Raw genomic sequence first — 17119 nt, 5'->3', positions numbered from 1 at the left:
ATTTTTATTATTTACAAGTGTTTTAGTTGGATTTAACAATAAATTCAAACTATTTTAGTAAGATATTTTATTTTAAATTATTTAAACACCTAAGTTATTGTTTTAAATAATAAAGATAATTAAGTTTTTATTTAAAATATATTTATTGTTTATTTTTAATATATTTTGATTAATAATAAAATTAATATGTATCGAGGTTTATTTTATGAGCCTTAAAAATCTAGATATAAATGCCAAATTAGTTAGAGAAATCACGATTATTCTAATAATTAAAGTCGTGCTTCTCTTAACAATCAAACATATTTGGTTTGATGCTCCCACCATCCCCAAAAATTTCGACAATCAAGTCGCTGAGCATATTGCTGGCGATAATACTTCCCATATTAAGGAGACACGTTGATGATTTCTGAAAGCGTGGTTGATCTTTCGCGGTTCCAGTTTGCGATGACCGCAATGTATCACTTTCTTTTCGTACCCTTGACCCTAGGCCTTGCATTCATTCTGGCTATTATGGAAACCACTTACGTTATATCGGGTAAAGAAATTTACAAGGATATGACTAAATTTTGGGGAAAACTATTCGGTATTAACTTTGCCTTAGGTGTAACTACTGGCCTCACCATGGAGTTTCAATTCGGAACAAACTGGGCATATTACTCACACTATGTTGGTGATATTTTCGGTGCCCCATTAGCAATTGAAGGCTTGATGGCATTTTTCCTTGAGTCAACATTTATCGGTTTATTCTTCTTCGGATGGGACCGTCTGAGTAAAGTACAGCATTTAGGGGTTACTTGGTTAGTTGCCCTTGGCTCTAATATGTCAGCACTCTGGATTTTAGTTGCCAATGGTTGGATGCAAAACCCTGTAGGTGCAGCATTCAACTTTGAAACAATGCGTATGGAGCTTGTAGATTTCGGTGCACTTATTTTTAACCCTGTAGCACAGGTTAAGTTTGTACATACTGTTTCTGCTGGGTACGTAACAGGTGCAATTTTCGTACTCGCAATTTCAAGTTACTACTTACTTAAAAAACGTGATCTGCCTTTTGCCCGCCGTTCATTCGCGATTGCTGCCATTTTTGGTCTTGCCTCTACACTTTCAGTGATTTTGCTTGGTGATGAGTCTGGTTATGAACTAGGCGATGTACAAAAAACTAAACTCGCTGCAATTGAAGCGGAATGGGATACTCACCCTGCTCCTGCTCCATTTACTTTATTTGGTGTACCAAACCATGAAGAAATGCGAACAGACTATGCAGTTAAAATTCCTTATGCATTAGGTCTAATTGCAACTCGCTCAACAACCAAAGAAGTCACTGGTCTAAAAGACTTAATGCAACAGCACGAAGTCCGTATTCGTAACGGTATGCTTGCTTATGCTGAACTTGAAAAACTACGTGCTGGAGACCGTTCACCAGAGTTATTAGCTTCATTTGAAAAAAATCAAAAAGATTTAGGCTATGGCTTACTTCTTAAGAAATACGCACCAAATGTCGTGGATGCAAGTGAACAAAACATTCAAGCCGCTGTTAAAGACACCATTCCAAATGTAACTGCTCTATTCTTCTCATTCCGTGCAATGGTGGCCTCTGGTTTCTTAATGTTGCTTCTTTTCATTTTAGCCACTTGGGCTGTAGCAAAAAGAAATGCTGAAAATAAACCGTGGTTACTCAAATATGCATTGTTTGCGTTACCACTTCCATGGATTGCAGCTCAAACAGGCTGGTTCGTTGCTGAAGGTGGCCGTCAACCTTGGTCTATTGGTGAAATTCTACCAACTCACTTATCAACTTCGAGTTTAAGTACAGGTGATGTATGGGGCTCTATCCTCGCGTTAGCAGCGTTCTACACTGTCCTGCTTATTATTGAAATGTACTTAATGATTAAATTTGCTCGCTTAGGACCAAGCTCACTTCACACTGGTAAATATCATTTTGAAAAGCAAGAGACAAAAGCATCTGTTAATGGGGAGGCTTTATCATGATTGAATACGAACTCCTAAAAATCATATGGTGGGTGTTAGTTGGAGTATTACTCATCGGGTTTGCTTTAACCGATGGCTTCGATATGGGCTCAATGGCACTTATGCCTTTTGTTGGTAAAACTGATAATGAACGCCGTGCGGCTATTAATACCATTGCACCGCACTGGGATGGAAATCAGGTTTGGTTTATTACTGCAGGTGGTGCCTTATTTGCTGCATGGCCAATGGTTTATGCAGTTGCATTCTCGGGAATGTATTGGGCCTTATTACTTGTGCTATTTGCCCTATTCTTACGCCCCGTAGGTTTTGACTATCGTTCTAAACTTGAGAATACAAAATGGCGTAACTCTTGGGATTGGGGACTATGTATAGGTGGTGCAGTGCCTGCTCTAGTTTTCGGTGTAGCGTTCGGTAATTTATTCTTAGGTATCCCTTTTAGTTTAGATAGCACATTGCGCTCTGAATATTCAGGTAGCTTCTTTGCTCTTCTTAACCCATTTGCCTTAGTTTGCGGTATTGTTAGTTTATCCATGTTGTGTGCGCATGGCGGTGCTTGGCTAATGCTACGTACAGACGGTGCTTTAAAACAACGTTCTGCTAAAGCCACACAAATTATGGCAGCAGTATTCTTAATTTGTTTCCTTGTCATTGGTGCATGGTTGTACTTCGGTCAAGTACCAGGTTATAGCTATGCAGCCGCAATTGATCCAAATGCTGCCCTTAATCCTTTGGCGAAACAAGTCATCACAAATAATAATCCTGGTTGGATGAACAATTACAGTAACTATCCAATCACTAAAGTTGCTCCAGTTCTCGCAATTTTAGGGGCACTTATCGCACTCTTTACGGCATCAAAAGCAAAAGCAGGTTTAAGTTTTGCTGGAACAAGCTTAATGATTGTAGGTGCAATCTTAACTGCTGGGTTTGCTCTTTTCCCATTTTTGTTACCATCGAGTGTTAATCCGAACTCTAGCTTAACAATGTGGGATGCTGTATCAAGTCATCGTACTTTAGGTGTTATGACAGTTGCTGCTTGTATATTTGTTCCAATCATTTTGATATATACCACTTGGTCGTATTACAAAATGTGGGGCGTGATTACCAATAAACATATCGAGTCAAACTCGCACAGCTTGTACTAATAAGGAGAAGCATATGTGGTATTTCGCATGGATTCTTGGAATTTTGATGGCATGTTTTGCGGGTGTACTCAGTGCACTTTATATCGAACATCATCAAGATTTAGATGAGGAATAGATCATGGCAAATGCAATGACAACATCAAATCAACGAAAAGCTCAAGCATTTGCAATGGCCATTTCATTTCTGTTGGCATTGCCGCTTGCTGCAATTTTATTGATTCATCCTTCACTGATGCTAGATGCAAACGGACACTACAACCATAGTCAGCTTATGCTGGTTATGGTGGGAATTTCCGGAGGGTTTATCTACGGTGTTGGTTTCGTACCCCACTTCTGGTTATGGAAATGGTTATTTAGCCCTTGGATAGCTTGGCCTCTTATGCTGTTAGGCTATTACATCTGGTTTTTAACCTAAAAAAAGGACCTCATTTGAGGTCCTTTTTCATTTCAATCAGTTGTATAGGCACAAGAGGAACGCCAACATCTGCTTCATATGGATATGGTTCTACATGACCTGTTTTTGTATATCCGCGTCTTTCGTAATAAGCAATCAGTTCTGAACGAACATCTAATACATACATGATCGCACTGTCTAATTCAGGGACTTTTTGCAAAGCAAACTGTTCTGCATATTCCAAAACATAGCGGCCTACTTTCATGTTCTGTAAATTAGGATCGGTACAGAACGTTCCAATCTCAACATTATTATCCTGAAAATTTAACCCGATACACGCAACAATTTTTGAAGAATCTATTTCTGCAACTATTAGTAATGAATTAGACAACTCTAATTGCTGTTGTAGTTGCTCTTGACTAATACGTTGCCCTTTTACAAATTCAATTTCAGTTGTCCAGCTTCTACCTTGTTGTTCTCTATACGATTGATTAATTAAATCGACCAGTGACGTTATGTCACTCAATTCTGCTAGACGGAAATTTAAGTTCATCATAAATATACTTAGGCTATTTAAAATATTATAAAAATAAAGCCGATATTAAATCGGCTTTATTTTGAATAGCAATAATTTAATTTGATTGCTCTGCCAACCAAGCCATAAATTTTTGACGCTCAGCTTTAGAAGATTTCTGCCACACTTCAACCAACCGTTGATCATTACTTTGCGCAGCACCTGTCGAAGGAACCGTTGCAGCAACAGATGTAGTAACTTGAGAAGTAGATGGCTTGGCAGCAGCATAAACAGCTTGAGGCTGAGGTTTAGAAGGTTTTGTTGTAAAGTCTGCTACCTTACCCAACAACCCAGTTGCAAACCAAGGTTTTGCTTCGTTGTTTGCACCAGTTTGCTGAACAACTAGTTCATTATTTGAATTATATAAAGCCACTGTTGGTTGCTCAGCATATTTCTTTGCTTGCTCATATTTTTTTGGCACATCAACCATCGCCAGCTTATAAGTTTGGCCGTCTTTTAATGTTGGTGTTTGAATTGTAACCACGCCCGACTTAACGATATCGTGCTCACCATTTAAATGTTCAAAATATTCTTGATAACGTACACTTAAGTTTGTTTCGCCGGCATCGACTTTGTAACTATTTTTAGAAGAACGAAATAATCCAGAGTTGACTTCTTGACCATTCACCGCAAGGATTACAATTTCCTCTGGTGCTGTAATTGTAACTGCTGAAAATACTGAACCGCTGAGTAATAAACCAATCGCAGTAACACTTAATCTTAAAGTCATCTGTTCACGTCTCTATAATATTTAATAGTTTGTAAAAACATGAGCAATATGCAACATGATTATGACCATTTTATGACAAGCTTTATTTATACAAACTTAGCCTTATTTTTTTTAAAATATATTATTGAATTTTAGTCATTATCTATTTTAAAAAAAAGTTACAACCCATTTTTCAAGCATAAAAAAAGAGCACCTACAAGGTGCTCTTTTCATCAACTAAACTTAGTTGAATGTTTTAAAACGATCTTCATCGCTAATAAATGCTTTCTCACCAGCAGGAGCTTCAACAGAACCAAATACTAGTTGAGCACGTAATTTCCAATTTGCAGGTACATCAAATGCAGCAGCAGCATCTGCGTCAACAATTGGGTTATAGTGCTGCAAAGAAGCACCTAAGCCTAGCTCTGAAAGTGCTGTCCAAGTTGCGAACTGAGCAATTGCAGTTGAATGTTCAGACCAAACTGGGAAGTTGTCTGCATATAATTCAAATTGCTCTTGTAAGCTTTTAATAACAGCTTGATCTTCATAAAATAATACTGTACCAACACCAGCAACAAAACTATCAATTTTTGCATTTGTACCAGCAAACGAATCTGCAGGAACAATTTTACGTAATGCTTCACGAACTAAATTCCAAAATTTAGCATGTGATTCACCATAAAGTGTCACTACACGTGAAGATTGCGAGTTGAATGATGATGGACTATGTTTAACCGCTTCACGAATTGTTTCTTCAATTTTAGTGCGATCTAATGCAACATTTTTACCAATTGCATAAATAGTACGACGGTTTTTAATTTTATCTAAGAAAGTAGACATTTTGTTATTTCCTACCTATTTGATTGACCATTGGCCGTTGTTTGGGAATGAATATAGTCTATGAAACTCATTTCTTATAATCAGCATTAAAAATATGACAGTTCGTTTTATTTTCGCAACAATAAAAAAAGATATTAATATAAAAAAACCTCACTATTTCGTGAGGTCTTATCAACTTAACTAGACATTATTTTTCTGTTTCAAATAATGCTGCTACAAATGATTTCGCCGAGAACGGTCTTAAATCATCAATTTTTTCACCAACACCAATGAAACGAATTGGCACATGAGTACGGCTTGCAATATTGAACAGTACACCACCTTTAGCAGTACCATCTAACTTAGTAATAGTAATACCAGTTAATCCCACTGCTTGGTCAAATTCTTGTACTTGGTTAATTGCATTTTGCCCTGTACCAGCATCCACTACTAACATAATTTCATGCGGTGCGGTCGCATCAATTTTTTGCATAACACGCTTAACTTTCTTAAGTTCTTCCATCAAGTTGCTTTTGTTATGTAAACGACCTGCGGTATCAGCAATTAGTACATCAATACCTTTTGCTCGCGCACTTTCAAAAGCATCAAAAATAACCGAAGCACTGTCTGCACCGTGGCCTTGAGCAACAACAGAAATATCGTTACGCTCACCCCAAATTTGCAATTGTTCAGTAGCAGCTGCTCGGAATGTATCACCTGCAGCTAGCATTACTTTTTTACCTTCGCCTTGTAAACGCTTAGCAAGTTTACCAATTGTCGTTGTTTTACCTACACCATTCACACCAACCATTAAAATCACATATGGCGATTTATTTGGGTCAATATGTAAAGGCTTAACACGAGGCGCAAGCAAAGCAACCAACTCTTCTTGTAAAGCTTTATAAAGCGAATGTGAATAAATCAAATCGCCACGAGCGGTACGTTCAGTCAAGTTGGTAATAATTGTTTTGGTTGCTTCAACACCAATATCAGCAACTAATAACTGCTCTTCTACTTCTTCAAGCAACTCATCATCAATTTCTTTACCACCAATTAAGATGTTGACCATACCATCAGTGAAATTACGACGGGTTTTAGTCAAACCATCTTTCATTCGTCCAAAGAAACCAGATTTTGGCTTTTCTGACTCTAAAGAAGGTGCAGTTTCAACAGCTTCTTCAACTTTTACTTCTTGCTTAACAGGTGATTCAACGATAGGAACATCGATAGCAGGTAAATTAGGCAATGTGACATCGTCATCCCCGATCTCAGCATCTATCAAGAATTTATTTTGCATATTCGATTGTTGTTGCATGCCGATTCCTTGAAAAGCAGCGTGTTAAAAAACGGAAAGTTTAGCATAAATTCAAGTTTTTGCCTGCTCCAATAGCGAGCAAAACCTTGTTGAAATAAAGACAATACTTATTGAGTATCTTCTTGCGCTAATGCTGGATATTCTTTGATATGATTGTGTTCAAATTGATACGCATGCATTAATTTCAGATACTCTGCTCGATGAATCTCAGATTGCGTCATAATCAACTCAGCCATATCCTGAGTTCTAGGATAAGTCGCCTGTCGAGAAAGTTGTACAATTCTTTGGTATTGCTCTGAATTGACAGGACGAAGTAATGCTAAATAAGAAAGTACAAAAATACAGGCAATAATAATAATCACAACTAGATTAAAACATTGCTCTGCCTTTAACTCAGACTTTAATTTAAGAAAATTTTGTTTGAATGTGAGCATGACCTACCTCTAATTTATGTAGTGTAGGGTTCAATGCACTTCAGCACAAGATCAAAATCCAGTAAGGCTAATATTCTTTATCCTTACTGGATCGCAAACTTTAGCTGATGAGAGATCGAATTACAGAGAAGTATAAAATTGCAGCAATAATCACTAAAACAAGGAACATAGCAAAAATGCTCAAACCTTCTTCTGCATCTGCTGGGTGCAATTCATCTTCATCTGCAATTTTTCTAAGCTCACCATCATATATATTATAGAACTGAGCTTTTTGACTAGGATCTAATTGGCTAGCGTAATCAAAAACGCGTTTTCTTTGTGCCAAACAATAATCACCTAAATGTATTTCTTGATGAAAAATTGCTTCGTCTAATAATTTACGATGATAATGAGCAAGCTCTATTATTTGGTCCTCTTTAGGAGGAGTATCAAAAACAAAGCCATCGATTGTATTTGTCATAGTTATTCTCCTTGTCTTTTATTCTCATATTGATTTTACTCAAAATTATTTGCGAATAATGTTTAATCATGTATCCTAATAGTGAAATAAAGAAAGCTGATCAATAGTTGACAAATCAATTAATCTGTAATATTAGTTTAACAATTCTAAGTTAAATTAGATTAAAGGCAGCGACCTTTAGAAAAAGTAATCATAATTACAATAAGGAGTTTTATATGATTCAACGTATCTCTCATCATGATTTAGAACATGTATACGCAACTGCAGTTAACACAATTCACTCTCAAATGAATTTCCAAGATGCAGTTGCACAGTTAGAAGAAGTTGCTCGTGCTGGTCACGGTAAAGCTGCACTATTCTTAGCAGAATTATACTATCAAGGTTTCCGTGTTGAACGTGACTCCCTGAAAGCACAATATTGGCAGAAACTGGCCACCATGCAAGCATAAAGAAACGTCACTTAGGTGGCGTTTTTTTATGCCTATAAAAATTCAATATAGACAAACTAAATTGCTATTTTTCTTGCGCTTCACCAAAGCTTTAGTCGCTTTATCTTGCTCAGGGGGCGTTTTTATACCCGTAAAAACTTAATGAATAATAAGCCTAATAAGCTTCTTCAATAACTACGAAAACAATATTTTCATTTGGTATTTATCATTGATATTTCTAGTCATCAATATTTGTTTACGTTTTGACACCTGTTTAAACTGAAATGTCATGTGATTCTCTTATAATAAGCTAGATAAGTTAAAAACCTTTAAATTGAAAAATGAATAATTTAAGTAATCTACAACCGGTTTCTAAAGACTTGATGATCAAGATTTATATTTTAAGAACCATGATGTACTGCGGGGTTCTTTGGGGACTATTTGATGAAGGATGGGCCATTAAATCGGATCAGGAAGATTTCATTTTCCCGTTTTGGTTAAATGGAGTTCAGGCGCATCGATATGCTAAAACTCACTGGCCTAATTACAAACCTAGAAAAATCACTCCAAAAGACTTCCATGAATCTCTACTACCAACCTTAACACGGTTAAAAGTTACCCCTGCTTTATTTAATTCATCTCACCGCAAGTTAAAGCTATCTACTCAGCAAATGCATCATTTCTTTTTTAATCATCCTAAATGGCAGGTAGCTTAATTTTTAAGCCACCAAATATAGAGTGCTTTTTGAACGCTTGAGCATAAAACTTGTATTTGAGTGACTATGGAGTCTTTGCAATTTTCTAAAATCAGGCTAATTTAAATCAAAATGATAAAACAACAGGACAGAAGAAATGACTATCGTTGCACAAGTAATTAAGAACAAATCACAACAAGCTATTTTCACAATCTCACCCGAAGCAACTGTCCTTGAAGCAATTACGATTATGGCTGAAAAAGGAATTGGAGCTTTAGTCGTAGCAGAGGGTGAAACAGTAGTCGGAATACTATCTGAGCGTGATTACACTCGAAAAGTAACTCTAATGGAACGCTCATCTTATAGCACAACAGTTGCTGAAATTATGACAGCAAAAGTAATCACTGTAGGCCTAAACAATACAGTTGAAGAATGTTTACAGCTCATGACCGATCGTCATTTACGTCATTTACCTGTATTAGAAAATGGAAAACTAGTTGGTTTTATTTCAATCGGTGACTTAGTTAAAGCAGCAATGGAAGACCAAAAAGTTTTAATTGAACAATTAAAGCAATATATTTCTGGCTAAACGTACAAAATAAAAATGGGCGTTAATCGCCCATTTTTATTGCCTTTAAAACTTAAAGATAATTGGTAATTAAAGCAACTAAACGTTCTAACAAAATATCAGCTTGAGCTTGAGTCATATTAATTGGAGGTAATAAACGAACTACAGAACCTGCTGTTACATTAATAATAAGCTTGTATTCATCACGAGCAATCGCAACGAGTTCAGCACAATCTTTAGGTAATTGAATACCAATCATCATACCAAAACCACGCACTTGTACGCCATTATCTGCTAGTTGAGCACGTAATTGATCAACAATATAGTTACCCACGACTGCTGCATTCTCTACTGCATTTTCCTTCTGGATCGTATCAATTACCGTATAAACCACACGAGAACCCAATACCGTACCACCATAAGTCGACCCATGGCTGCCAGGCCCTAATAACCCTACAGCTTTACCCTGGGTCATTACAGCACCCACAGGAAAACCATTCCCTAATCCCTTAGCAGTGGTTAAAACATCTGGAATAATATTGGTATGTTGATATGCAAAGTATTTACCAGTACGACCATTACCAGTTTGAATTTCATCTAACATCATCAACCAGTTATGCTGATTGCAAAGATGGCGAACTTCTTCTAAATAGCTAAACCCTTGTGGCGCGATATTAATGCCACCTTCACCCTGAATCGGTTCAATCAAAATAGCAACGATATCGGGATGTTGTAAGGCTGCTTCTTGAATCGCTTCAATATCACCAAATGGCACTCGAATAAAGCCTTCTACCAAAGGAGCAAAACCCTCTTGTACTTTCTTGTTACCAGTTGCAGAAAGTGTCGCCAAAGTACGACCGTGAAATGATTGTTCAGCTACAATAATCTTTGGCAGACTTATACCTTGTTGAGTACCAAATTTACGAGCAATTTTGATTGCACCTTCATTTGACTCGGCACCACTATTTGAAAAGAAGATTTCTTCCATACCAGAAACTTCAGCAAGCTTCTGAGCAGCAGCAGTTTGCCAAGGAATTTCAAATAAATTACTGGTATGTACGAGTGTTGCTGCTTGGTCAGCAATTGCTTCAGCAATAGCAGGATGAGCATGTCCTAAACCACAGACAGCAATACCCGTTAATGCATCTAAATATTCTGTACCATCTTGTGTGTATAGATATGCCCCTCGGCCTCGGACAAAACTGATCGCTTGGCGACCATAAGTAGCCATTAAGTGTGTTGGTTGATCAGGTTGTACTGGAGCTAGGGTAATATCAGTCATCACGAACTCTGTCTGTATGAGGTTTTAAGAAGGGTTTATATAAACAAAAACTTGCGCTGATGAAAAGGCTCATCACTCATTTATCTAAAATTTCGTCTGCTTTTTACTATCACTTCGGTTTATACAATAAAATATTGAATATTCTATGCAACTTTAGACAGTAAGGTGGTTTGCAAACCAATGTGAACACCCCCTATAATGCTGCAAGATTAGTTGAGGATCTACATATGACTGAACAAGCACGTGATACTGAAGCGTTAATTCGCGATCAAATTGCGAAGCATCCCGTTTTACTTTACATGAAAGGCACTCCACAGTTTCCACAATGTGGTTTCTCTGCACGTGCAGTAGAGGCGCTCAGTCAAATTGGTCGTCCATTCGCATATGTGAACATCTTAGAAAACCCTGATATTCGTGCAACTTTACCAAAAATTGCAAACTGGCCTACTTTCCCACAGCTATGGGTAAATGGCGAACTTATCGGTGGTAGCGATATCATGCTTGAAATGTTCCAAAATGGCGAATTAAAACCATTAGTTGAACAATATAGCGCAGCTCCAGAAGCTTAATAATAAAAAAGCCAATCGAAAGATTGGCTTTTTTATACTCATCAAATTAACAATCACTTATGCCGACATAACGGAACAAACCATCAACACCAAGATCTGATTTAAAAATAGTCAAATTTTTATATGATGTGCTCGTTATCGCTTCAAAAACATTCATATTTGGATCTTCATGTAACTCATCTACATTTTGAGTCATAGATTCTTCAAAACGGTCAGCCACAAATTCAAAGCCTAAATCCATTGCAATAAACAATGTATGTTCACAAGGTTGAACGTATTGCTCTTGTGACCAATCAATAACTGCAAGCTTACAAATCGGGCAAAGAATATTTGCAGTTGCATCTTTTAATTCAACTAACTGGTAAGACATACTTAAAAAAAATTTGATAAAAATATATTTTATGAAAAATAACGTATAAACACCATATTTGATTTTTAATTCGAAAAACGGCATACAAAACAATTTCAACGTCATTACATTTGCATTTCAAACCATCTAAATTTGCTTTTCGAGTCCTTTTTATATGCTTTTTACAAAAAATTAAAATCAAACTTTATCGTTGCAAAAATAATAATGTAAAATCTTTAGTGTTGCATAAATAGGATATTTTAATGCTCACCGATCTTGATGATTTTTATTGTTTTGCCCTTGTTGTTGAGCATGGTGGATTTAGCGCCGCTGAACGTGTTACTGACATCCCAAAATCAAAATTAAGTCGTCGTGTTTATAATTTAGAAGAAAATTTAGGAGTCCGTTTAATACAACGCAGCTCACGCCATTTCGCTGTTACCGATATCGGGATGGATATCTATAGACATGCTCAAGTCATGATGAATGCTGCTCAAGCTGCTCATGATCTAGTCGACCACTTAAGTATTCAACCTAGAGGTGTGGTCAAAGTAAGTGTTCCTGTAGATATTGCCCAAAACCAACTACCTAAAATTTTGCCAGCCTTTTTAAAAAAATATCCTGAAATACGCTTACAACTTATCGTAAGTAACCGCCGTGTTGATGTTATTAATGAAGGTATTGATGTTGCTTTACGTGTCAGATCTAAATTAGATGATGATCCAAGCTTAGTATTAAGACAATTTTCACTTATAGAGCAAAGTCTATTTGCAAGTCAGGCTTATTTAAATGAATTTGGCAATATCAAGACGCCAGAACAACTGAGTGAGCATCGTATTTTAAGTCTATCTGAAGAGCATTTAGACCAACAATTCACTTTACATGGACCAGACAACCAATTGAAAAAAGTCAAAGTCAGTCCAACTGTGATGGGAACCAACCTTTATATGCTTGCCCAACTTGCAAGTCAAAATTGCGGTATTGCCTTATTACCAGAAACAGCTGCTGAAGATTTTGTGAAATCCGGTCAGCTTGTACAAATTTTGCCAGACTGGAAAGCGGCTCATGGTATATTTCATGCAGTTTATCCGTCTCGTAGAGGATTGCTTCCAGCGGTACGCGTATTCATTGACTATTTGGTAGAGCATCTTTCCGAGCATTCATAATATTAAAAAATAAAAAAGTTCGATGAGACATCGAACTTTTTATACTTTTAGCGATTAAATTTTCGGATAGCTTCCCACACCTTCTGGCCATGGTGTCAACAATTCAAAACCTGTATCTGTAACAGCGACCATATGTTCCCATTGGGCAGATAAAGAAAGATCTTGAGTAATAACCGTCCAACCATCGTTTAATTCTTTAACTTGAGGTTTCCCTGCATTCACCATAGGTTCAATCGTAAAGACCATACCTTTCTTCAAAACTAATCCTTGTCCACGTTGCCCATAATGCAGAATATTAGGCTGCTCATGATAGACTTTACCAATGCCATGCCCACAATATTCACGAACAATGCTATACCCTTCACGATGAGCAACGGATTGAATAGCGTAACCAATATCACCTAAAGTTGCCCCAGGTTTAACTGTGTGAATACCAGCAACCATTGCCTCATAAGTTGTTTCAACTAGTTTTTTGGCATGTGGATTGACATTCCCCACATAGTACATACGGCTTGTATCACCAAAGTAGCCATCTTTAATAATTGCTACATCAATATTAATAATGTCACCATCTTTTAAAATTTTATTTGGTGAAGGAATACCATGACAAACCACTTCGTTAACTGAGGTACATATTGTTTTTGTGAAACCGTGGTAACCCACATTGGCAGGAATCACTTTTAAGGTATTTACGATGTAATCATTACAAATATTATCTAAATATTCGGTTGTTACACCGGGTTTAATATACTCACCTATCATTTCTAAAACTTGTGCAGCCAAACGGCCAGAAATCCGCAATTTTTCCAGGTCTTGTTCAGTTTTAATTGTAACAGTAGAAGCTCTCATTCAATTTTATCCTCGTAGACATTGCTTTTACCATGTCTACAAAAATGTAAGTTAATTTCGAATATTTTAGAACGGATGTAGAGTAGGCAGGAAGCTGTAAATGCCCAAATATTCAACATTCATAATAGAAATTGATATTTTTATTTTTACATAATTTTCTTAAAAAGTCAGATATAAAAAATCTTTTCTTTATTTCTTTCAAAGGTTTTTCAACTAGATAACTTAACCACTTGATATTTTTCATATCTCTGAATGATTTATAAGGTCGGAAAAAAAGCTTTTTCACATAAAATAGCGCTTGATCATGCTCTCGTTTGCTCTAAAATTCTTTCTTTTTTGTTAAATTTGATTTATGCAACAACTTCGTACTGGAGATATTATTGCTTTAGGTTTTATGACCTTTGCGCTCTTTATTGGAGCTGGCAATATTATCTTTCCTCCCATTGTCGCTCAACAAGCAGGTGATCATGTATGGTTGGCAGCCATAGGATTTTTGATTACTGCAGTTGGCCTACCTGTCATTACGATTATGGCACTCTCTCGCATGCAGGGTTCCATTGAAATTATTAGTTCTCCTTTAGGCCGAATAGCAAGTCTGATTTTAACTGTTGTTTGTTATTTATCAGTAGGTCCTTTATTTGCTACTCCACGTACTGCAACTGTTTCATATGAAATCGGTTTTTCATCATATTTTGGAACATCAAGTAGTAGCCTTTTAATCTATAGCGCAATCTATTTTTCCTTTGTAACTGTAGTTTCGTTATATCCAAACAAGCTTTTAGATACTGTTGGACATGTACTCGCTCCCCTAAAAATTATTGCTCTCGCAATTTTAGGAATTGCAGCGGTTATGATTCCTTCGGGCTATGTTCCTGCTCCAATCAATCATTACGTGAACTCTCCTGTTTCAGAAGGTTTCGTAAATGGTTATTTGACGATGGATACTTTAGGCGCTTTAGTATTTGGTATTGTAATTATTCAAGCAATTTACTCGCGCGGCGTTACCGATAACAAACTAGTAACCAAGTATGCCATTATTGCTAGCCTTATTTCAGGTGTTGGTCTTACTTTAGTTTACTTAAGCTTATTTAAATTAGGTTTGGGTAGCCACGAAGTTGCACCAAATGCAGCAAATGGTGCTGTAATCTTACATGCCTATGTTCAACATGCTTTTGGTAATATGGGTTCATTATTCCTAACTGGCCTCATTTTCTTAGCCTGCATGGTGACTGCAATTGGTTTAACTTGTGCATGTGGTGAATATTTTGCCCAATTGACCAAGTTACCTTATAAGCTTTTAGTTTTCATTCTAGTTGGTTTCTCTTTCATTATTTCTAATCTTGGATTGACCAAACTGATTGCCGTATCTGTTCCAGTTTTAAGTGCAATTTATCCACCTGCTATTGTGGTGATTATGCTTAGCTTCTTCTGGAAATTTTGGCATAAGCCGTCTTTTATTGTTGGTTCGGTAACAAGTATTGCTTTCATTTTCGGAATCATCGATGGACTTAAAGTTGCAGGTTTTGGAGATAATCTTCCTACATTCCTTCAGCATTTACCATTAAATGAACAAAACCTAGCATGGCTGATCCCATCTTTAATTGTTCTTGCAGTAACAACCCTTATCGACAAAGTTAAACACAAAAACATTTAATCTGGTGTTTTTTGAAATCGAGTTTTACCCAAACATGATTTTATATATCGAATAAAATGCTGCGTTTACCCAACCAGCATTTTATTTCAAACACCAGTATTTCATGACAATTCAACTATAGATATAATTAATTTTTACTGTAATATTACACTAAAATAATTTTTAGCTTACTCAGGAAAGAAGAGCATAAATGAAAAGTAAATATTATCTAACATTAGCAGATGCAGAGTTTTTAATGGAAGAAGCTCAAAAATATGCAATAGAACATAACTTTAAAGTTAGTATCGCTATTGTTGATGAAACAAGTTCTTTATTACTTATGAAACGTCTAGATGGCGCTTCTCCTCTCAGTACACATATCTGTCTAGAAAAAGCTAAATGCTCATCAATGAGCGGCCGCCCTTCAAAATTTTACGAAGAACTTCTTCAAAATGGCCGTCTTGGTTTCTTAAGTCTGCCAAGTGCTAAAGGTATGCTAGAAGGCGGAAAAGCGATTATTTATGAAGGCCAGATTTTAGGCGCAATTGGTGTTTCTGGTGTCCAATCTTTTGAAGATGCTGAAATTGCACAACATGCCATTGATGTGTTTTTAAAGAAACAAAGCAACTAAAGTAAATTGTAAGAAAAGAGAAATTATTATACTTTTCACCTAAAAATTTCTCTTTTCTAAAATATTAAGTATTTTATACAAAAATATTTAATATTTACCTTTCTTATACCTTAACTATTTATAAATATAGAGGTTTTCATAAAACTGTTCAAAAATTTTTCAATTGACTATTGAATTAAGCTAAAAATACAAGTACAACATTAAACTTATTCTTGACTAAAACATTTGGTTTTAGCGCAACCACAAGGAGGGATGGAGATGTTATCATTACATTTCAACAAACAAGTCTTCATTAACACTCTGAACAGTAAAGATTCAGTTGTGTATGGGGTAACCACGCTTGCTCTTATGCTCACTTTACTGTTTCAAGGTATGATTAAAGGGAATCTGAAACCCGAGTACTTTGTATACGCCATGGTTGTTTCTTTTGTATTTTGTGTATGGGCCTTTGTCGATCACAAAATGCGAAAATTAGCTAAAAGACGAATGAGTCGACAGAAATAATAGAATTTAAAAAAATGGATGAGCGATCATCCATTTTTTATTTACCTAAAAATAATAGAATGGTTCCCATTAGTAAAATAGCAGTGGCTAATAACTCAGTAATAATTAAAGCAATCATCATTAAAGTCATCAACCATGTCGGTAAACTTAAATGGCCTAACCTATGTGGTTGTTTAAACTGATTGCTCGTATCCTGCAAAAAACCATGAATGATATAAACTAAAATTGAGAAACTAAAAAATAGTATATTTGCAAATACACACCATAGAGCAATATCTTCACTTAAAACCGTAAAATAGCTTAATGCAGCCAAAGTGAGTGTAGCTGCTGCATAAAGCAAACTACTTCTATGTGCAATGTCTACATAATAATGTGCACGGCTTAATTCAGAACGGCGAATTTGCCAATATTTCCATACTCCTGTTAACATTCCTATCCATAAAAAGACACCACTAAAGACAATAGCCAACTGTACAGCTTTCGATATTTCCATCATTTCCTTTATTCGTTTTATTAAAATTTGAAGAGCTGTATAACATAAATCTTGACTTTATAGTCACATTTTAATCAAGTACCTTTTCAGAACTCATGTACATTAAGATGAATGATTAA

23 protein-coding genes are annotated in these 17119 nt (G+C 36.1%); 13 read left to right on the top strand and 10 right to left on the bottom strand.

What is annotated here, in order from left to right; genetic code table 11:
• Nucleotides 1–205: 205 nt before the first annotated feature.
• Genes cydP through ABFY81_RS00495 form a run of 5 tightly spaced genes read left to right on the top strand, consistent with a single transcriptional unit; the run spans nt 206 to nt 3543 of the window.
• Nucleotides 206–400: a cytochrome oxidase putative small subunit CydP gene (gene cydP, locus ABFY81_RS00515; protein WP_004701293.1), complete on the top strand. Its 195-nt coding sequence runs from the start codon at nt 206–208 to the stop codon at nt 398–400.
• Nucleotides 400–1986: a cytochrome ubiquinol oxidase subunit I gene (locus tag ABFY81_RS00510; protein WP_151762120.1), complete on the top strand. Its 1587-nt coding sequence runs from the start codon at nt 400–402 to the stop codon at nt 1984–1986. Before cydP ends, ABFY81_RS00510 begins: the two co-directional genes overlap by 1 nt.
• On the top strand, nt 1983–3128 hold the full coding sequence (cydB, locus tag ABFY81_RS00505) for a cytochrome d ubiquinol oxidase subunit II (protein ID WP_019458767.1): 1146 nt from the start codon (nt 1983–1985) through the stop codon (nt 3126–3128). The genes ABFY81_RS00510 and cydB overlap by 4 nt, the downstream gene beginning before the upstream one ends.
• Before the next feature lie 13 nt (nt 3129–3141).
• Nucleotides 3142–3243 (top strand): cytochrome bd-I oxidase subunit CydX, encoded by a 102-nt coding sequence (gene cydX, locus ABFY81_RS00500; RefSeq protein ID WP_002120988.1) that lies wholly within the window; start codon nt 3142–3144, stop codon nt 3241–3243.
• Nucleotides 3244–3543, top strand: a complete 300-nt coding sequence (locus ABFY81_RS00495) for a cyd operon YbgE family protein (protein ID WP_151740752.1) — start codon at nt 3244–3246, stop codon at nt 3541–3543.
• A 10-nt stretch (nt 3544–3553) separates the two neighbouring features.
• Here ABFY81_RS00495 and ABFY81_RS00490 read toward each other — a convergent pair whose 3' ends face one another.
• The 6 genes from ABFY81_RS00490 to ABFY81_RS00465 all read right to left on the bottom strand — a co-directional run bounded on the left by ABFY81_RS00490 (nt 3554) and on the right by ABFY81_RS00465 (nt 7833).
• The gene (locus tag ABFY81_RS00490; RefSeq protein WP_347912758.1) at nt 3554–4078 is read right to left on the bottom strand and encodes a GNAT family N-acetyltransferase; all 525 of its coding nucleotides are present in this window, start codon (nt 4076–4078) and stop codon (nt 3554–3556) included.
• A 76-nt stretch (nt 4079–4154) separates the two neighbouring features.
• Nucleotides 4155–4826 carry a DUF2057 family protein gene (locus ABFY81_RS00485; RefSeq protein WP_347912757.1) on the bottom strand — a complete coding sequence of 224 codons (672 nt, stop codon included), beginning with the start codon at nt 4824–4826 and terminating at the stop codon, nt 4155–4157.
• Nucleotides 4827–5048: 222 nt separating this feature from the next.
• Nucleotides 5049–5645, bottom strand: coding sequence for a nitroreductase family protein (locus tag ABFY81_RS00480; RefSeq protein WP_004701282.1), 597 nt, complete (start codon nt 5643–5645; stop codon nt 5049–5051).
• A 187-nt stretch (nt 5646–5832) separates the two neighbouring features.
• Nucleotides 5833–6939, bottom strand: a complete 1107-nt coding sequence (gene ftsY / locus ABFY81_RS00475) for a signal recognition particle-docking protein FtsY (RefSeq protein WP_019458763.1) — start codon at nt 6937–6939, stop codon at nt 5833–5835.
• Between the two features lie 107 nt (nt 6940–7046).
• Nucleotides 7047–7373, bottom strand: a complete 327-nt coding sequence (locus ABFY81_RS00470) for a hypothetical protein (RefSeq protein ID WP_004701277.1) — start codon at nt 7371–7373, stop codon at nt 7047–7049.
• A 100-nt stretch (nt 7374–7473) separates the two neighbouring features.
• A complete protein-coding gene (locus ABFY81_RS00465; RefSeq protein WP_004701275.1) occupies nt 7474–7833 on the bottom strand; it encodes a hypothetical protein in 360 nt (119 codons plus the stop codon).
• A gap of 215 nt (nt 7834–8048) precedes the next feature.
• On the opposite strand from ABFY81_RS00465, the gene ABFY81_RS00460 reads away from it, so the two are divergent.
• The 3 genes from ABFY81_RS00460 to ABFY81_RS00450 all read left to right on the top strand — a co-directional run bounded on the left by ABFY81_RS00460 (nt 8049) and on the right by ABFY81_RS00450 (nt 9545).
• The gene (locus ABFY81_RS00460) at nt 8049–8282 is read left to right on the top strand and encodes a hypothetical protein (protein ID WP_002121063.1); all 234 of its coding nucleotides are present in this window, start codon (nt 8049–8051) and stop codon (nt 8280–8282) included.
• Nucleotides 8283–8602: 320 nt separating this feature from the next.
• Nucleotides 8603–8977, top strand: a complete 375-nt coding sequence (locus ABFY81_RS00455; protein WP_004701273.1) for a DUF2750 domain-containing protein — start codon at nt 8603–8605, stop codon at nt 8975–8977.
• A 136-nt stretch (nt 8978–9113) separates the two neighbouring features.
• Nucleotides 9114–9545, top strand: a complete 432-nt coding sequence (locus ABFY81_RS00450) for a CBS domain-containing protein (protein ID WP_004701271.1) — start codon at nt 9114–9116, stop codon at nt 9543–9545.
• Nucleotides 9546–9597: 52 nt separating this feature from the next.
• On the opposite strand, the gene ABFY81_RS00445 is transcribed toward ABFY81_RS00450, so the two are convergent.
• A complete protein-coding gene (locus ABFY81_RS00445) occupies nt 9598–10806 on the bottom strand; it encodes an aspartate aminotransferase family protein (protein WP_347912756.1) in 1209 nt (402 codons plus the stop codon).
• Nucleotides 10807–11033: 227 nt separating this feature from the next.
• Here ABFY81_RS00445 and grxD point away from each other — a divergent pair, with 227 nt between their 5' ends.
• Nucleotides 11034–11375 carry a Grx4 family monothiol glutaredoxin gene (grxD, locus tag ABFY81_RS00440; RefSeq protein WP_002120913.1) on the top strand — a complete coding sequence of 114 codons (342 nt, stop codon included), beginning with the start codon at nt 11034–11036 and terminating at the stop codon, nt 11373–11375.
• Between the two features lie 46 nt (nt 11376–11421).
• Here grxD and ABFY81_RS00435 read toward each other — a convergent pair whose 3' ends face one another.
• Complete coding sequence (locus tag ABFY81_RS00435; RefSeq protein ID WP_347912755.1) at nt 11422–11745, bottom strand: hypothetical protein; 324 nt, start codon at nt 11743–11745, stop codon at nt 11422–11424.
• Nucleotides 11746–11987: 242 nt separating this feature from the next.
• Between ABFY81_RS00435 and ABFY81_RS00430 the strand changes: the two genes are divergently transcribed.
• Nucleotides 11988–12890: a LysR family transcriptional regulator gene (locus ABFY81_RS00430; RefSeq protein WP_039250583.1), complete on the top strand. Its 903-nt coding sequence runs from the start codon at nt 11988–11990 to the stop codon at nt 12888–12890.
• A gap of 54 nt (nt 12891–12944) precedes the next feature.
• Here ABFY81_RS00430 and map read toward each other — a convergent pair whose 3' ends face one another.
• Nucleotides 12945–13739 carry a type I methionyl aminopeptidase gene (gene map, locus ABFY81_RS00425; RefSeq protein ID WP_004701262.1) on the bottom strand — a complete coding sequence of 265 codons (795 nt, stop codon included), beginning with the start codon at nt 13737–13739 and terminating at the stop codon, nt 12945–12947.
• A gap of 352 nt (nt 13740–14091) precedes the next feature.
• Between map and brnQ the strand changes: the two genes are divergently transcribed.
• The 3 genes from brnQ to ABFY81_RS00410 all read left to right on the top strand — a co-directional run bounded on the left by brnQ (nt 14092) and on the right by ABFY81_RS00410 (nt 16507).
• Nucleotides 14092–15393, top strand: a complete 1302-nt coding sequence (brnQ, locus tag ABFY81_RS00420; RefSeq protein WP_019458757.1) for a branched-chain amino acid transport system II carrier protein — start codon at nt 14092–14094, stop codon at nt 15391–15393.
• 190 nt (nt 15394–15583) lie between these two features.
• A complete protein-coding gene (locus tag ABFY81_RS00415; RefSeq protein WP_002050687.1) occupies nt 15584–16003 on the top strand; it encodes a heme-binding protein in 420 nt (139 codons plus the stop codon).
• Between the two features lie 258 nt (nt 16004–16261).
• Nucleotides 16262–16507 carry a hypothetical protein gene (locus ABFY81_RS00410; protein ID WP_004701257.1) on the top strand — a complete coding sequence of 82 codons (246 nt, stop codon included), beginning with the start codon at nt 16262–16264 and terminating at the stop codon, nt 16505–16507.
• Nucleotides 16508–16544: 37 nt separating this feature from the next.
• Here ABFY81_RS00410 and ABFY81_RS00405 read toward each other — a convergent pair whose 3' ends face one another.
• Nucleotides 16545–17000 carry a hypothetical protein gene (locus tag ABFY81_RS00405; RefSeq protein WP_191109482.1) on the bottom strand — a complete coding sequence of 152 codons (456 nt, stop codon included), beginning with the start codon at nt 16998–17000 and terminating at the stop codon, nt 16545–16547.
• Nucleotides 17001–17119: the final 119 nt, after the last annotated feature.

The organism is Acinetobacter sp. WA-87 (assembly GCF_039938935.1).
Classification (GTDB): domain Bacteria; phylum Pseudomonadota; class Gammaproteobacteria; order Pseudomonadales; family Moraxellaceae; genus Acinetobacter; species Acinetobacter seifertii.
Note: the sequence above shows the minus strand (reverse complement) of the source record. Positions and strands in the feature narration are given on the sequence as shown.